14 protein-coding genes and 1 pseudogene are annotated in these 17,120 nt (G+C 34.4%); 1 reads left to right on the plus strand and 14 read right to left on the minus strand.

Features of this window, described 5'->3' with window-relative positions; genetic code table 11:
• Positions 1-1,093 (plus strand): SUMF1/EgtB/PvdO family nonheme iron enzyme (locus A6I66_RS15705; RefSeq protein WP_157614264.1); only part of this gene is annotated, 1,093 nt, incomplete at its 5' end.
• A gap of 323 nt (positions 1,094-1,416) precedes the next feature.
• Here A6I66_RS15705 and A6I66_RS17125 read toward each other — a convergent pair.
• The 14 genes and pseudogenes from A6I66_RS17125 to A6I66_RS15775 all read right to left on the minus strand — a co-directional run bounded on the left by A6I66_RS17125 (position 1,417) and on the right by A6I66_RS15775 (position 17,078).
• Positions 1,417-1,542, minus strand: a complete 126-nt coding sequence (locus tag A6I66_RS17125; RefSeq protein ID WP_394331380.1) for an RteC domain-containing protein — start codon at positions 1,540-1,542, stop codon at positions 1,417-1,419.
• Positions 1,543-1,776: 234 nt separating this feature from the next.
• Complete coding sequence (locus A6I66_RS15710; RefSeq protein WP_067151632.1) at positions 1,777-2,076, minus strand: hypothetical protein; 300 nt, start codon at positions 2,074-2,076, stop codon at positions 1,777-1,779.
• 3 nt (positions 2,077-2,079) lie between these two features.
• Positions 2,080-2,610, minus strand: a complete 531-nt coding sequence (locus A6I66_RS15715) for an NHL repeat-containing protein (RefSeq protein ID WP_067151635.1) — start codon at positions 2,608-2,610, stop codon at positions 2,080-2,082.
• 199 nt (positions 2,611-2,809) lie between these two features.
• Positions 2,810-4,453 carry an IPT/TIG domain-containing protein gene (locus A6I66_RS15720; protein WP_067151638.1) on the minus strand — a complete coding sequence of 548 codons (1,644 nt, stop codon included), beginning with the start codon at positions 4,451-4,453 and terminating at the stop codon, positions 2,810-2,812.
• Between the two features lie 53 nt (positions 4,454-4,506).
• Entirely contained in the window at positions 4,507-7,698 is a 3,192-nt protein-coding gene (locus tag A6I66_RS15725; protein ID WP_067151641.1) for a TonB-dependent receptor, read from the minus strand.
• 312 nt (positions 7,699-8,010) lie between these two features.
• Entirely contained in the window at positions 8,011-9,159 is a 1,149-nt protein-coding gene (locus A6I66_RS15730) for a FecR family protein (protein WP_067151644.1), read from the minus strand.
• Between the two features lie 139 nt (positions 9,160-9,298).
• Positions 9,299-9,817 (minus strand): RNA polymerase sigma factor, encoded by a 519-nt coding sequence (locus tag A6I66_RS15735; RefSeq protein WP_067151646.1) that lies wholly within the window; start codon positions 9,815-9,817, stop codon positions 9,299-9,301.
• A 999-nt stretch (positions 9,818-10,816) separates the two neighbouring features.
• A pseudogene (locus A6I66_RS15740) lies at positions 10,817-11,944 on the minus strand (IS3 family transposase).
• A 61-nt stretch (positions 11,945-12,005) separates the two neighbouring features.
• Positions 12,006-12,188: a hypothetical protein gene (locus A6I66_RS15750; RefSeq protein WP_067151653.1), complete on the minus strand. Its 183-nt coding sequence runs from the start codon at positions 12,186-12,188 to the stop codon at positions 12,006-12,008.
• A 290-nt stretch (positions 12,189-12,478) separates the two neighbouring features.
• Positions 12,479-13,105 (minus strand): class I SAM-dependent methyltransferase, encoded by a 627-nt coding sequence (locus A6I66_RS15755; RefSeq protein ID WP_067151656.1) that lies wholly within the window; start codon positions 13,103-13,105, stop codon positions 12,479-12,481.
• A gap of 11 nt (positions 13,106-13,116) precedes the next feature.
• On the minus strand, positions 13,117-13,362 hold the full coding sequence (locus A6I66_RS16815) for a hypothetical protein (RefSeq protein WP_067151660.1): 246 nt from the start codon (positions 13,360-13,362) through the stop codon (positions 13,117-13,119).
• Between the two features lie 21 nt (positions 13,363-13,383).
• Positions 13,384-14,130: a class I SAM-dependent methyltransferase gene (locus tag A6I66_RS15765; protein WP_084399734.1), complete on the minus strand. Its 747-nt coding sequence runs from the start codon at positions 14,128-14,130 to the stop codon at positions 13,384-13,386.
• 9 nt (positions 14,131-14,139) lie between these two features.
• The gene (locus A6I66_RS15770; protein ID WP_067151666.1) at positions 14,140-15,441 is read right to left on the minus strand and encodes an APC family permease; all 1,302 of its coding nucleotides are present in this window, start codon (positions 15,439-15,441) and stop codon (positions 14,140-14,142) included.
• Positions 15,442-15,470: 29 nt separating this feature from the next.
• Positions 15,471-17,078: an MFS transporter gene (locus A6I66_RS15775; RefSeq protein ID WP_067151669.1), complete on the minus strand. Its 1,608-nt coding sequence runs from the start codon at positions 17,076-17,078 to the stop codon at positions 15,471-15,473.
• Positions 17,079-17,120: the final 42 nt, after the last annotated feature.

The following is a 17,120-nucleotide window of genomic DNA, read 5'->3' on the forward strand; positions in this document are numbered from 1 at the left end:
TGGGAACCAAAGTTTAGGTTATGTGTATAGTGGTAGCAATGACCCTGATGATGTAGCTGTTAAATCGAGGAATTCCACAGCTCCAGTTGGTACTAAATTACCAAACGAGTTAGGTATATATGATATGTCGGGTAATGTTTCGGAAATATGTGAAGATTATTATGCCTCAAACTATTATGCAAATAGCCCCAGCATTAATCCAATAAATACCGTTTATACTAGTTTTGGGCGCGTAACAAGAGGTAGGAGTTTCCATTTAGATGCTGCACCCTATTTTAGGAATAAAACAAGATTTAGACTATCTGGTGAACAATACATGGATTACTCTGGTTTTCGTTTAGTAAAATCTGCCGATTATACGGTAAGTGGAGTTGTAGCAGATAGTGAAGGAAATCCGTTAGCAAATGTTTCTGTTTTAGGATTTCCTACATCTGTATTAACGGATGTAAATGGAAATTATTCCACAACTATAACAGGAGGATGGTCTGGTGGAATTAGCACGTATTTAAATGGTTATACAAATAAAACAGGATTATTAAAGTTGAATTACTTGAGTGAAAACTCTATAAATAACGATTTTATATTAGAACAGGAAAAAACAATATTTAATTACACAATTTTAGTTACAAATGGTATAAATCCTTTAAACGGTATATCCGTGAATTTTAATGGCATAGATTATATAACTAAAGCTAATGGGGAAATTCAAGCTAATAACCTTGCAATTGGCACATATAATTATGTAATTAATGAGTTTGGATTTTACGAGGTAGCAGGACAAGCTGTTCTTACAAAAGATAATTTAATTAAAACAATTGTATTACAGGAAAAAACTTTAAGTAATGATGACTTAGAATTAGATGAAGTTAGTAACAAATTTATAGTCTACCCTAATCCTTCTAATATAAATGAAGATTTCTTTATAAAATATGGCGGGAGAGGAATGGTTAGTATATACAACCTAGTTGGTCAATTAATATATGAAAATAAAATAAATAATAGTTTAAAAGTTTCACTTAAGAGTAAAGGTTTGTTTTTAATTCATATAAAATCTGAATCAGGTGTTTTATCTAAGAAGCTAGTTATTCGTTAATTAATAGTAAGATGCAAATTCTTCAGACTTATCTCTAGCTTTAATTAAGGCTTGATATTTAGCTTTTTTTTAACTCAAGAATGGATTTGTAGTCCATCTGTTCTGCAGCTACCTCAAGGTAGGATTCGTCCACAAGGGCGTCCATATCCCCTTTCTTAAAAGTAGTTTTTAAGCTGTTCTATTTCCTTTTGAAGCTCTTTATTCGTGTTATTTCAACTTTAGTTTTTATGCATAAAGTAGTATTCGTCAAAGTGGGTATGGCCTTGTTCTAAATACAAAATAAACTCGGTATTTCTGCCTAAAAATAGGTATACCTTTTTGGCTTAATTTTTAAGGTATTTTAACTGACTTTCTATGCCCAACTTAGGCATTCTAAGTTCGCAAGATCGAAGCTCGTTATAATATATAAGGAATTGCATGGGGTGTGGCTTGACCGATTTAAAAAATATTTTTCTTCCTTTACGGGTGAGAAACTTTGCTTTAAAATTCGTTTTTTAAGCGTGTCTAGAGCCTAATAAGATATGGTTATTCCTAAATTAGCTTTTTTTAGTAAATCATCTTGACTATTTTCTAATGTTGTTATTTTTTCATTGAACTCGTTTAAAATGGCTGCATAAAACATATTCTATATATTTGAAATCGTATCAGAAATATGTTGGTTAATCAGTATTAAGCATTTTGATTCACAAATCTACAACATCCCTTCTTTGCTGTAAATAATGCAAATAGTTTACATCCATTTCCCTTTGTTCCTTTATGGATTGCCGTTTAACAGATTGAATGTCATTACATAGCTCATGGTACTTGTTTATTGATTCGCTAATTTTATCTAAAAGTTTTAGGTAGTTGTTGTATTGGTTTTTAATTTCTATTCCCAATGCGCGCATATTTTCAGCATTCAAATGGTTATCCTCTAGGCTATTTATTATATTTTTAATCATTTTCTGTTTCTTGGTATATTCTTGGTTTGTGATTCCTTTCATTATTTATAGAATTGTTGTTTTAACACCATTACGTGTGTTTTTATATATGGTCAAATAAGTTTCGCCTTTATTTTCTAAGATGTTTAGTATATAGATTTGCCCTTGGGTATAATACCATTTCACGTATTGGAACCTAAGGTATTCTGTTTCTAGTATTTGAAATAAATCGTCTTGCATGGATGATAATCCCGAAAGGGTTATGGTTTCTCCATATGGTGAAATTTTACGCACACAAGCATTGCCTTTATCATGGATGTAACAATTTTGTTTTTCATCTATGCCAATTAAAATGGGGTGGTTAAAACATGCCGCTGTTTGTAATCCGTCCTGAAAGCCTTTTTGACCGCTACCCGCAAACTTTTTAAAATGCATGTCTGCTGTTTCTTTTTTCCAAATAACATGCCTTTTAGAATCTGCTACATAGATGGTACTCTGCTCATCTATACCAGCTTTAGATAGTATAACTTCAAGAACGAATACTTGCTGTAACTGCTCTATGAAGTGTTTTACAGGTTGTTTAAATTTAAGTTTCATCTTTTTTGTTCAATGGATGTTTTAGTGCTACCACATTGTTTTAAAATACCCTTAATAGCTTATAAAAAAGCCAGTATCTAGGTTACTGGCTTGGTTTTAGAACTAAACTGAATTCAAAAAAATATACAAATAAAATAAATGCCTCTGGCAACCTAGTTTGCCAGTGTTTACCCAGGCTTGCTATTAATCAGGGTATGTTTTAATTAATCTCCAAAGCAAAAGTTGACCCTAATAAATCTGGGAATAATACTTCTACGTCTCCTCCGTTTAATGGTACTCTACGAATGGCATAAGTAGTTTGGTTAATTACATCTGTTTTATTGTCATAGAGATCCATAAAATAAACAAAACCAGTTTCTGTATCTACTTCCAATCCTGTAGGATTAAACAATAATCCGTTTTCTCCAGTGGTGGCATCCACCGGCTTACCTGCAACCAGTTTGGTAGCCGTTTTGGTACCGATTGTTGTTTTGTACAAATTGGATACTGAACCCATTTGGTATAAGACAAATAACTCATTGGTAGCAGGTTCAAAAACCAATGCAGGACAATAAGCACTCTCAATTGCACCCATTTCGTCTTCAGACAATTCTAACTTAATAGTAGCCGTTCCATCGGTACTACCAGATTTAAGCCCTCTTTCTACGTTATCGCCAACTCCTAAATCTGCCCAATATAATTTTTGATGTTCACTATCAACCACTAAATTAGTTGGGTTTTCACCTTCATATTCAAAAGTTACCCAACTTAATTCTCTTGTAAATCCGCTGTACAATTCGGTAGCTGTTCCTCCAGAAAGGGATTGCTTTTTAATGATAGATTCTTCTTCGGTATACTCAATGTAATAAATGATGTTGTTTGTATAATCTATATCATAACTATAGAATCGGACTCCAGGTGCAAAAACTGATTCAGGGGTACCCATTCCGTCATTAGTAGCTCTATATATCTCACCTTGAGATTCCCAATACAAATAACCATTAGTAACATCATATTCTAAATGGGTTGCGCGTTTTACTATATCATCATTATCGGTAGCAGAGTAAAGCGTGGTAAACTGCAATCCACTTTCTGTAACCTCACCTTTTACAATCCCATCCTCATTAACTATGTACGTTGCTTTTACGCTGGCAGGTAGAGGATCTACTGTAAAATCTAAAGTAGTTTGACCAACAAAATCTTCACGCTGTACGCTTATCTGTACGGCTCCTTCGGGTATGTTAGGAACCTCTACTTTTATTTGGTTTCCTCTGGCATTGTTACCACCTACACTAATAACTTTGGCTTCTTGGTCTCCAAATAGTACAGTTAAGTCTTCTATACCCGTATTGTAATTATCTCCTCCAAAATTATCTCCCGTAATGGTTACTTCAGCACCAGGAACGGCATGGGTAGGGGTGATTGTTTCTAGCATAGGATATCCCAAGCTAGTGTCTATGGTAAAATCTTGTTCCGATTTTACACTTTCTCCATTTACTTGTACGGTAATAGGACCATCTTGGATATACCTTAAATCTGCAGGTACTTGTACCGTAATACTGGTAGGGGTGTGGCTTACGTAAATAGGACTTGGTCTTTGGGCATCATTATCTCCCAAATTGGAGCTAAAATAAACCACATTGGCCGTAGCTTCTGTACTAAACCCGGTACCGTTAATGGTAAATTCTTCGTACACTCTTGCGGTCGCAGGTTCTATACTGGTAATGCTCAATTCGTCATCGGTTGTTCCTTCACCAATATCGTTATCGTCTTTGCTACAACCGATAGTGAATAAAGTGATGCAAATACTAAAAGCAGCAAGTAGCCAATGTGTTAATTTGTTTTTTGTTGTTATTGTTTTCATAATTTTTGTTTTTAGGTATTCTAATTTTTAATTTATTTTGATTAATAGCTTTGTTAAAATTCTAAGGTGAACCCAGCCGTAAAATAGGTTCCGGGTTTGTAATGGGTACGTTGGTAATCTATCACGTTTTTATCGTAGGCAACACCATTGTCATTAACACCATATATTTTTTGCACCACACCAGGGGTAAATTTTCCATCGCTATTGGCATCTACATAGGTAGTAATGGCCTGGTTTAAAATGTTTTCGGCTCCAGCTTTAAACTTTAAATATTTGGTGATTTGTTGCGAAAACACAATGTCTAATTGGGTGTTTTCTGTTTGGTATTGATTTCCTCTTTCTTGTACCACTCCTGTAGCCAATAAGCGTTGTCCTATGCTGTTTAGCAATACAGAAAAGTTAGTCCCCCATTTGGGTTGGTCAAAATACAAACCTGTATTAAGGGTATAAGGAGTTGAACCGAAAAAAGGCCTGTTTAACCCTTTTACCTCATTGTCTAAATAAGTATAATTGGCAATTACAGAAAAATACTGCATGGGACTCCATGGAATAAATCCTAAATTTTTTCTTGCTTCAACCTCAATACCTTGGGTATAGGCTTCATCACTATTGGTATATTGCACACTGGTAAAACCAGATTGGGAAGCAGGGTTGGTGTTGTCTAAGACTTCAATAATGTTTTTCATGTCTTTGTAAAACACTCCTACGGCAATAAACTCACTAGGATTGGGATACCATTCCCAACGTAGGTCAAAGTTGTTAATTTCAGCATCTACCAAGGCAGGGTTACCAAAGGTACGGGTAGAGGTTTCGTATTCGGCAAAAATAAAATTAGACAATTCTCTAAAAGAAGGTCGGTCTAAGGTTTTACCATAAGTGGCCTTTAGTTTCATTTTTTTGTTAAGCTTGTAAATAACCGAAGCAGAGGGCAACCAATAACTTTTAATAGGGCTAGCCAAAGTATCGCCTTTAGGTTCGCCTGTACTATTATCGTAGGCCTGAGAAGTAAATATGAGTCTATCCAAAGCATCGTACAATCTTCTATCGGTACGCTCATAACGCACTCCGGCATTCACTTGTAATTTTTTATTGAACATAGGTACTTCTACACCTCCATAGCCTGCATATAACTTATAATCTACTGAGTAACGCCCTTCAGAAAAATCACGCTGCAAATACAAGGTGTTTTTAGGGTCTCCAGTAATCAGGCTATCGTTATATATTTTATCCATATTTTCCCATGGTTTCTCCATTTTAAACTGTAAATCGTAACCACTAGATTGTTGGTAGGTGGGGAAATAATAAAAGGATTGAAACAAACGTTCCTGCAATTCTATCTGTCCTCCAGCTTTTATTTTAATCTCGTTTTTTAGAGTGGTTTTATAATCCAATCCAGCAATAATTCCACTTTCATCAGTTTCAAAACTACCTCTACGGGTTTCTCTATCTCCTGTGGTTCTTGCTAAAGTATAACCATACTCTGTTTCGTTCTGTTTTGTAAACTCATAGGTTTGTAGATCAGGGGTGGTCTCTTGCATACTGGTTGTCCCTGCATACCAATCCACTTGATGTTTTTTAAACCTATGTTCTCCATTTAATTGTAGGGAAGCCACATCTCTGACCGAATACTCGTAATTTACACTACGGTATATATTAGTACTGTCCTGTGCTTTGTAGCCATCTCGTACGGTGGTTTCATCATCAATAGAACGATTAAAATAGCCGTTAAAATCAATAATGTGATTGCTGTTAATTTTATATTTTAAATTTTGTAATACATTTAAACGAACATTTTGACGGTTGTAATCATCCGTATATTGGGCTTCAGGAATTTGTAATTCAGGACTGCCTCTATCTACACTTTCATCACTATTAGCCCTTAATAAAATAGTAAAGTCGTTTTCATAACGTCTAAACTGGTCGGTATAACTTACGGAGGTTAAATTGTTTAAACGGGTGCTTCCTAGTTTCCAGGAGTCGTAATAGTTAATCCCTATGCGTTGGTCCAAATCGCTACTTTCTTTGGTGAGGTTGTAGGGTTTTGGAAAGTTTCGTGTCAATTCTTCATTGACCGAAGGAAAACGGTCGATACTTGGGAAATTATAGGAGGGTACATACAGGCGCTCATCATACAAACGATTTTTATAGTCCAATGCCAAGAACCCATCGTTTCCGCTCCCGCTATTGCCAAAATGGGAAGACAGTGAGCTTCCTGTTCTGTATTGGGACGAATAGTTTATTTGCAATCTACGAACGGCACCGGCGTCTTTGGTCTTCACTTTTACCACACCACCGGCAAATTGACCGGGCAGTTCGGGAGCTGGGCTTTTGTATATCATAATCTGGTCCAACACGCCAGATGGCACCAAATCGAAAGAGAACCTACGGCTGTTTTTTTCAGAACTGGGCGCAATGGTATTGTTTAAGTAGGTTAGGGTGTAGCGGGGATCCATGCCACGGATCAGTACAAAATTGTTCAGTACCGTTACACCGGGCACCCGTTTTACCACGTTTGCTGCATTCCGATCCACACTTTTAGATATTTGCTGGTTGGAGATTCCTGTAACTACGATGCTATTACTTTGTATTTCACTAATTAAACTTTGCTCGGTAGAGTTTCTTATGGGAGCGACTTTAACATTAACATCGGCTTTTACAATTACTTCATTCAACGCATCTGCACTGGCATTCATAGCGACATTAATTTCTGAAATGTTGTTGGCTGTTATCTCGACATCTTGAATCCGAATTGTTTTAAAACCGATATAGCGTATTATCACCGTATACTTACCTTGGGGCAGATTATTAAATTCAAACCTACCATCAAAATCAGTAACCTTTGCCCAACTCGTGCCTTCCAACTGCACTGTAGCACCTACTAAAAGCTCTTTTGGGTGCTCTGCATCGTAGACATTTCCTTTAAGCGTTCCTGTAGCTTGAGCCTTTATTCTGTTTTTTTCTTCAAATTCTTCTGGTTGTGTCGTGACACGTTTTATCAAATAAATACGCTTGTCATTAATATTAAAAGTGGTTTCTGTACTACTAAAAACCTTGTTTAATACCGTTGCTATTTTTTCTTCTTTAGCATTAATGGAGATGATACGGTTTAAGTCCACATCCTTTAGCTGGTAAACAAACTCAAACTGTGTATTGTTTTCTATTTTATCTATAAGCTTTTTAACAGAAACATTATTTAGGGTAAGGGTTATGTTAGCGCGTTGACTGTAAGAGGATTTAGCCTGCATTGAAAATATTGTAACCAATATAAACAAAGTGCTAAATTTCATTTTTAAATCATATTTAAATAATGGATGTGTTCTTCTTGTACATTTAAGAAGTTTTTTCATACTTTTATGGTGTAATTGTGATTAATTTTGTTTTTGATCACTTAAAACGGTCGGGAAATGGTCCAAACATTTTCCGATTTTTTTTTGGGGATGCTGCATCCTTTATATGGTGATCGCTGTTTATTATTTTGTGTATTTGTTCTTATTTCATAGCGTGTCTTTCTTTTATTTAATTTATATATTCTTGATGCTAATGGATGCTAATGGATGCTAATAGATGCTAATGGTTGTGCCGTTTATTTCGTATTCCAAACCATAATTAACTTTAAGCTCCTCAAGAACCTCTTCTAATGTTTGCTTTCCAAAATTAGCATTGAACAGGTTGTTTGCCATCGCTTTGTTATTATTTATAATAGAGACATTATAATGTCTTTCTAATTTTTTTAATATATTGTTAAAATGCATCTCTCTAAAAATAAGTTTTCCTTCCATCCAAGCAGTATACAGACTTGTTGAAACTTGTTTGGTATTAATGTCATACTTTAACTTATTAAAACTGCCTTTATACCCTGGTTTTAACAGGGTGTTTTTTTCTATTTTAAAACCTTCCTTTTTGGAGTACATACTCACAGAGCCTTCTACAAGTACTACGTGTGTAGTTTCGTCTTCTGGGTAAGCAGACACATTAAATTCGGTTCCCAGCACTCGAATGTTTAAATCGTTTACATTTACAATAAAGGGGTGTGCGGTATCTTTGGCTACTTTAAGGTAAGCTTCGCCCGTAACAAAAACTTGCCTATTTAAACCTTCTACAAATTCAACGGGGTATTTTATGGAAGAGCCTGCGTTTAGGTTCACCACTGTACCGTCTGACAATTGTAGTTTAAACGTTTTTCCATTAGGAATGTTTAAGGTGTTATATACCAGTGTCTTCACGCCATTCCCTTTGTTGTAATTTAAAATAGTTCCTTTTTGTTGCCCAAGTTGTTTACCATGATTATTGAATACGGATATAGTGTCTTGTTCATTTATTAATATTTTATTACCATCTTCCAGTGTTAGGGTAATGGCATTGATGGGTGTATTTGTGTGAGCCTTATTTTGGGTCGTGTACCATAAACCAATAGAAATAACACCTATAAACATAGCAGCGATACCACCTAGCTTTTGCCAATTAAATGGAGATGGGTGTCCCTCTTTTTCAGTAGTGTCTATATGTTTTTGTATGTCTTTTAAAAGTGTGTCTTTAATTAGGGAAGCGTCGTGGGTTCCTGAAATGGTTTCAGGTGTCTGTTGCCATTCTTTTTCAAGTAATTGATTAATTTCGGCAGGATTTTCGCGTATAAATTGCTCTACACGCCTTTGTTCTTCCAGAGAGCAGTTTCCTGCCCAATATTTTTTGATGAGTTTTAAATCCAATTTTTATCTTTCTATTTATATGTAGAACGATAGAATTGTTGTTTGAAAAAGAAATTAATGTTACACTACTGTTAACTTAATGTAAACATCAATAAAAAGATATTTTAAATGAATTTTAGAAGGAATAGTGATTAACGCTTCAATTTCGGAACTTTTTTAAATCGCGACGAAGCATGGTTTTCGCTGTTTCAATGTTTTCTCGTATGGTAGTGACTGATAGTTTTAGGTTTTTAGCAATTTCTGTGGGAGTAAACTCTTCAAACTGGTATAGTTTATAAATATGCTGGATGTGTTCTGGTAGTTTCTCTAATGATAATTGAACGGCTTTTAGTGTGTCGGAAAAAGATGAATGGTCTTCACTTGTATCAGGCAAGGTGATATCCAAATATTTATGATCCTCCATAGATGTCAATAAGGAGTTGACTCTATTTTGTTTTCGAACTTCGTCCAAAAAGGTGTTTTTAACAGACACGAAAACCAAGGCTTTTGGGTTGGGATGCTGTTTGAATTTATCAATATTTCCCCATATTTTTATAAAACAAATTTGAACAACTTCATAAGCAATATTTTCATCTCTGCTTAAGGCTTTTATAAAGTTAAAAGCCTTGGCATGTGTTTCATTAAATAATTTTTTGAAAAATAGCTCGTTTTCAGTCATTTTTTAGTAAAAACAGATTGTAGCCTAAATTGAAAGATTTTAGATTTAATTTTTTTTATGCTATTAACAATAGATAACCATTTGTAGGTTATTAGCCCCATCTGTTATATAGATAAATTTTGATAAATTAAAATTTTGCTAAAATTAGTTTTAATGACACTCAGCACAATAAAAGCTGTGTTAAATAACTATTAAGAAAGTATTTAGAATGTGTTTATTGATTGGTTTTATTTAACTGATTACACAAGGAACTTGATTTAAGATGTTTCTTTTAGTCGTGAATATATATCCCTTTTGGTATACACCCACAAATTCATTTTTTGATTAATACAAAACATATCAAACTTATAAAACAGGATGAATATGAAGAAAGTGAAATTTTTAACTGAAAATGGAAATACTTTTTAAAAATAGTATTTAGTGAAGCAAGGTCTGCCATTTTTCGTTTGATTGTACAGTAATAAAAAACTAAGTATTCAAAATTAGTAGTAACATAAAAAGTCAAATTAGCACTCCAACTATATCTTCGTATCTGAAAATCGGGGACTGTTCTAATCTCTAAAGAAACTTTTTTTCGGTTCCACAAGAAGTGAACGTTGTCAAAACTGTTTTAAAGTAACGGTTGGATTTTTTTGGGTTATTTTATCATCTTCCACAACATTAATAAATTTTTCTATTACACCTCCCTCGAAAGAGTTGTGTTTTATGAGTCTCATTTTCAACATCTCAAGCATAACACTTGAGTAGTGGATTTAAAAAATCAATTTGAACTTTAGCTTCACTAGAAGTCCCTTTACTATAATCAATATAGTCCTAACCAAAATCACTAATTAATACCTTAATATGGACACTGAATTCTTTAATATTTTTGACAAATTTATAAGTCCTTAATTAGTTATTAAGTTTTTTTTAGATATTTTATTTCCTTCTCTGCTACAATCAAAGTCTATAAATCTTTATTTTCATCTGCCACTGTAAGCTTCCCCATATTAGAACTGCTTAATTTTCTAAAACTGGTTTAAAATTACTGTTTTTAATTCTCTTGGGGCTAGCCCCAAGAGAATTAATTTTCGCATACTTAATAGGAGAAGTTTTTCCAAGAGAATCGTGTGGTCTGTGGTTGTTATAGTCATCTATCCATATTTGGGTTTGTTCTCTAACCTGATCAAGATCTTCGAATATGTATTTGTCTAGGACTCCACGTCTATAACTTGCATTAAAGCGTTCTATAAAAGCATTTTGAGTTGGTTTTCCTGGCTGAATATATTTAAAATCTATTAAATGCATTTGACTCCATTCATTAGTGATATTAACGATAAACTCAGGGCCGTTATCCATTCGTATCTTCCGGGGTTTTCCTTTTTTATTTATTAGGTGGTTAAGCACCCAGACTATGCGATTACTAGTCAATGAAAAATCTATTTCTATATGAAGAACTTCTCGATTAAAATCATCAATGATATTAAATGCTCTAAAACGTCTTTGGTTCTCTAAAACGTCGGTTACAAAATCCATACTCCAAGTATGATTGAGCTCATTAGGAACCTCTAAAGGCTCTTTTACTCTAGCAGGCAAACGTTTCCTTACCTTTCTTCTCAAAGGTAGCCCTAAAGAAACATAAACCCTATGCACACGTTTGTGATTCCAAAGTTTGCCTTCTTCTCGTAATCGGTCATAGGCTTTCCAAAATCCTTTTTCAGAATGCTCTTCAGCCTTCTGCTGTAAAGCTTGTTCTATATCGAGATCGTCCTTGAGTAATGGTGTGTAATAATAGACGCTCTTACTCATATTCAATACACGACACGCCCTATTGATACCGTAATGAATAAGTTCCTTTGCAATACTCCGCTTGCGGCAGGGCTTTATAGCTTTTTTTAATAACCTCTTTTGCCATTTGGTGATCTAAAGCTAAAGTTACATACATCTGTTTAAGTTTGCGGTTTTCCTCTTCTAATTCTTTAATACGTTTTAGTTCTTTTCCGTTCATGCCAGCATAACGTTCTCCCATTTATAAAGGGCCGATGTACTTACACCATGTTCACGTATTATCTGTTCAACACTCTTACCGTTATCGAACTCTTTTAAAATCTTAGCTATTTTCTGTGGACTGAATTTACTTTTTCTCATAATTGCTGTTTAAAGTTAATATTATTTTTACACTTTTAAACAGTTCGGTTTTAGGGGAAGCTTACAAAGGGTCTCCTTGATTTAGAATTAATTTGTCTGAAATCACTAATGCATTTGCTTCTTCCTCAGAAATCATTATTGGTGGAAGCGAATATCCATTGATAATAAAATCACCAACTCCATTTTCAGAACCAATAATTACTCCTCTTGAAAAAGAATCATAATTAAAAGGATTTATTAGCAAAGCTGCTTAATATAAAATAGCACCAAATATAGTAAGTTGTCCAAACTACCGTGACAATTGACGGAGTAACGCAATAAAGTGACAATCTGCACTTCGACAGGACAGGCGAGCACCCGCAGGGCATTATAGCTCTTTTTTTTTGACCTTTCTTGCTGTGCGTTGCAGGAAGTGGGTGATTGTAGTAAGTGGGGTACGAGCGAACGAAAAGAATCTACTGGAAGCAAATGACTTTGCGTTATGGCTGGACAAAGTTATTCATTATTCTTTGACACTTTATCTTGGTATGGTAATTACTTCCTGCAGGTTATCATCCATAAGGTTTCAAAATGTTTATTTACAGGATTTTTTTTAGGTTCTAGAATTTCTTTGGCCCCAATTAGACCATAAGCTCTAAATTCTTCATCAATAGTTATAGCATTGTGAAAATACAATTTTACATTATGTTTTGATAAAAAACGGTTTTTTGAAATTTTAGATCCTTTACCAAATTGATAGTCGTTTGTTGATAATGTTACAAAAACCATTGTGCCTCCTTTAACTAATTGAGCATAGCATTTATTTATCAAACTTATTCTTTCTTCTAATTCCAAAAGGTGTAGTAAAGAATAACAGTAAATTCCATCATATTTCTTTTCATCAAAAGACATATCAGTTACATCACCGTTATAAATTTTAAAGTTATGAGGGACTGTTTTGGCTGCAATATTTATAGCTGTTTGAGAAATTTCTATACCTGTTACCTCCATATTCAAATCTATAAACGGTTTTGCATTTCTACCATAGCCACAACCTGGTATTAAGATTTCTTTGTAACCTTTTTGCATAAAATCATTAGCTACCATAGCCGCTGATACAGAAGGTTCTTCTCCCCACATTTTGTTGTTTTTCTGAAAGCTTTGTTCCCAAAAGTTACTCATATACCTTAAATTTAATAACAGACTTTATCTATTAATACATCACATCTATAGCCTTCTTGAATAACTAAACTTCTTATAGCAACGGATGGAACTTGAGTATCTTCAAATCGTATAATACTATGTGTACAAGGGTAATTACTTACCTCACCCTCTATATCAAAATGAATTTCTGAATTGGGGAATTTAGTTTTAAGTTTATGAATAACTCCCTTTGCTCTATTGGTGTTGGGAATATTGGTTGTAAAGACTTCTATCATAGGTACATTCTTTTATAAATATTATAAACTCTTTAGTTTAGCCTTAACAATATAGTGATATGGTAAATTATTTACTTCAATCTCAAATTTTGTAAATCCTGCTTCTTTAAGCTCTTTGATGGCTTGGTCAATTGATACTCTCATCTTAGTAGGTGGAGCCATTACACCTTCTGGAAATGCCACGTCTAGGTAATCTAAGATTACAATCTCCCCATTTTCTTTTAGTCCCTTTTTGACTTTAGCTAGATAATCTATTCTGTTGGAAATATGATGATACGTGTTAGCTATAAATACCATATCCACTTCATTATTTTCAAGTAGTGGATTGTCGTATTGTACTTTTCTCAAGGAAATATTTGAAATGTTATTTTCTGTAATACGAGTTTTAAGGTATGATTGAAACTCACTGCTGACATCCGCTGCAATCACATTAGCTCCATTTTTAGCTAATTTTACTGAGTAATATCCAGTACCTGCACCAATATCCATTACTGTTTTACCTTTAATATCCCCTAAGAAAGCTAAAAGTTGCTCAGGTCTTTCAATAGAATCTCTTTCAGGAGACTCATAACGAGATGCTAGCTGTTCAACTGTGTTCTTATCACTAAAATTATGAGCTGGGTGATTGTGAGGTTTGTCATTTGATAATTCTTGCTTGTTCAATATTTTTTCTTTTTGATTAAAAGAACTTTGTTGCTCATTGTTTCCGCAAGAAGCTAGTAATACAATTGCTGTAAATACCGGTAGAGACTGAATTGATAATTTCATTTTTTTAATTTATTTGTTTTTTGTGATTACATATTTATTAAGAAACCAAGACCCTATACCTGCTAATACGTTGGTAGAACCTATGGCTGTTTCTGCGGGGTATTGATATATTGCAAAAAAGACCATCCCTATTGAGAAAACTAAAAATATTATCTGCGGGACTGGGTAAAAGGGACTTTTAAAAGTTGATTTGTCATATTGATGCTTCGTGAGTCTAAGTTTAAAAACACCAAAAACTGTGAAGGCTGACGAAATTGTTAATAGAAATCCACAATAGATTAATACTTGCTCAAAAGTACCAGTGACTAAAATTATAGCGGTTACCATAAATTGTAACCATAAGGCTGCTTTAGGAATAGTGCCTTCTTTGTTCCGGAAAAAACGCCATATTTGGTAGTCTTTTGCCATACTTGAAGTTACCCTAGCCCCAACCCAAACCATAGCACTTATTCCTGAAACAAGAAGTAACGAAATTGCAAAGCTGAATAGATTTCCCGTACCTGAGCCCAATATATTTTCACTTACTATATGACCAACATTTAGTTTTCCTACCAAATCATCTAAACTTGCCATTTTAAGAAAAACATATTGTAAGAGTGTATATAGAACGGTAACTATAGATGTACCTATAACCAATGCCCTTGGTATTGATTTTTTAGGGTTTTTAAATTCCTCGATAATATAAACTGCTGCATTCCATCCAGAATAAGAATAGCTAACGTAAATAAGAGCAATGATAAAGGCTGGTGTAAACAGCTCTGAATATTGACTGGTATTTAGAGATATAGCATTTGATTCAGCAGGCAAAACAAGTCCAATTGTAATTAATAGTACGATTAAAAACACTTTTAATAAGGTGCTAATGTTTTGGACTTTAGCACTTACTTTTAGGTTTAGCGAATGAATTAAAGTAATAAAACCTATTAATAAAATACCCGCCCATTTAGGTGACAAATGATAATAAGGAAAGTATTCGATTACAGCAATTGCAGATAAGGCTATGGGTGCAGCAAAACCAACGGTTATAGAAATCCATCCTGATAAATACCCAATTAAGGGATGAAATAGCTCTGAAAGAAAAATATATTCACCCCCTGATTTTCTAATTTGGGAACCAACTTCTGCGTAGCTAAAAGCTCCACATAATGCAATTACACCGCCTAAAACCCATAAAAAAATAATTGTACTAGGGCTTTTTAGCTCTGATAGTTGAAAGCCTAGACTTGTAAAGGCTCCTGTACCAACCATATTAGCTACCACTAATGCAACTCCTGTATAAGTGCTGATTTTTATGGGTATATTCGGTTTCATTCTCTCGGTTTAAATAATATTAGAATACCCTAAATAGTTTTGCTTGAGATTTCTACTATGGATGAATTATTTTCATTTATTTCATTTTGAGAGTGAGGTATGGATTTCTCATTTTGTTTGACAATTAATACATATACTAAAAGTATTAACATAACAATTACGCCTACCCACATTGCTTGCTGCCATCCTTCTACAAATGCCTGTTTAGCGGCATCAATAATTTGTTGTGATTGGTTGCCAGAATTAGGAGCAATCGCCAATGCATTTGCAATACCTTCACTTGCACTATTTTTGATTTCAGTAGATACATCAGGTAGTTTTTTCAAGACAGCTTTACTATAACCAGCTGTAACTAGTGCTCCAAGAAGAGCTACACCCAATGCAGAGCCTAATTCTCTGGTTAAATCATTTAATGCTGAAGCCACACCTTGGCGGTTTTCGGGTAAGGCATTAGTAATGGCTTCTGTAGAAGGAGTCATTGATAGCCCCATTCCTATACCCATAGCAATCATACCTGGTAGTACAGATAAATAGCCTCCAGTTGCAGATACCGAAACTGCTAAGAGTACTAGGCCAATAGTGCTGTAAAACACACCTAAGGCAATTGTAAGCCTAGAGCTAATGGCGAGGCTAAGTTTAGGGGCAATCCCTGATGAAAACATCATTAACACTGCCATTGGCATTAATCCAAAAGTAGCCTTTAATCCTGACCAGTTTAATACAGCCTGGAAATAGGGAAATAACACAATAAAAATACCAGCTTGCACACCAAATATGGCTAGTAGTGAAATAGTCCCTTTAGATAAACCAGAGTTTTTAAAGAAACTGAAATCGAGTAAAGGAGACTTATGTTGCGATTCCCATAAAACAAAACCTATAAGCATTCCTATACCAATAATTAAGCTTGCTATCACAATGGGGTTAAGAAGTCCTAAATTTGGAGCTTCGTGCAAACCGTACACTAAGCTTATTGTTGCTATTATTGAAAAAATTGAACCGACATAGTCAAAAGTGTGTTGATTTTTTTCTTTTGAATTTGGAATGAATTTTAAGCCCATTAAAATAGAAATACCAACTAGAACTACAGGTAATAGGAAAAGCCACCGCCAATTGGCAAAATCTACTAAAACAGCTGAAAGGTACATACCTAAAATTCCACCACCGCCTGCAACAGCTGTCCATATACCAATAGCTTTTGAGCGTTCTTCACCAGGGAATGTTGAGGTGATTACTGCTAAAGTAATAGGCATTATCATTGCTGCACCTACACCGCTAAAAAACCTTGCAACCAGCATTACCGTTGATGATGGTGAAAAACCTGCTGCTGCACTTGCAATTCCAAAAATGATTAATCCAGTTATTAAAACAGGTTTACGCCCTAAACGGTCACCAACAGCACCTAGTGGTAAAAGAAGAGCAGCTAGAGTAAGTGTATAAATATTAATCATCCATAACACTGTATTTTGTGAAGTATTAAAGTCTAAAGCTAAATCTGGTTGAGCTACGTTTAAACCAGAAACCGATGCTATAACCGCCATTAAGGCTATACATACTGTAGTGAGCACGTTACGAAGGTGTATTGAATCTTTTTCTTTGTCTGATTTAACAATTTTGTTGTCCTTTTTTATTTTTTTCATTTTAATAATTCTATAATTTGTTACAAATTAGTGAATGGTTCA

This window comes from Pseudotamlana agarivorans, from assembly GCF_001642835.1.
GTDB classification, from domain to species: domain Bacteria; phylum Bacteroidota; class Bacteroidia; order Flavobacteriales; family Flavobacteriaceae; genus Pseudotamlana; species Pseudotamlana agarivorans.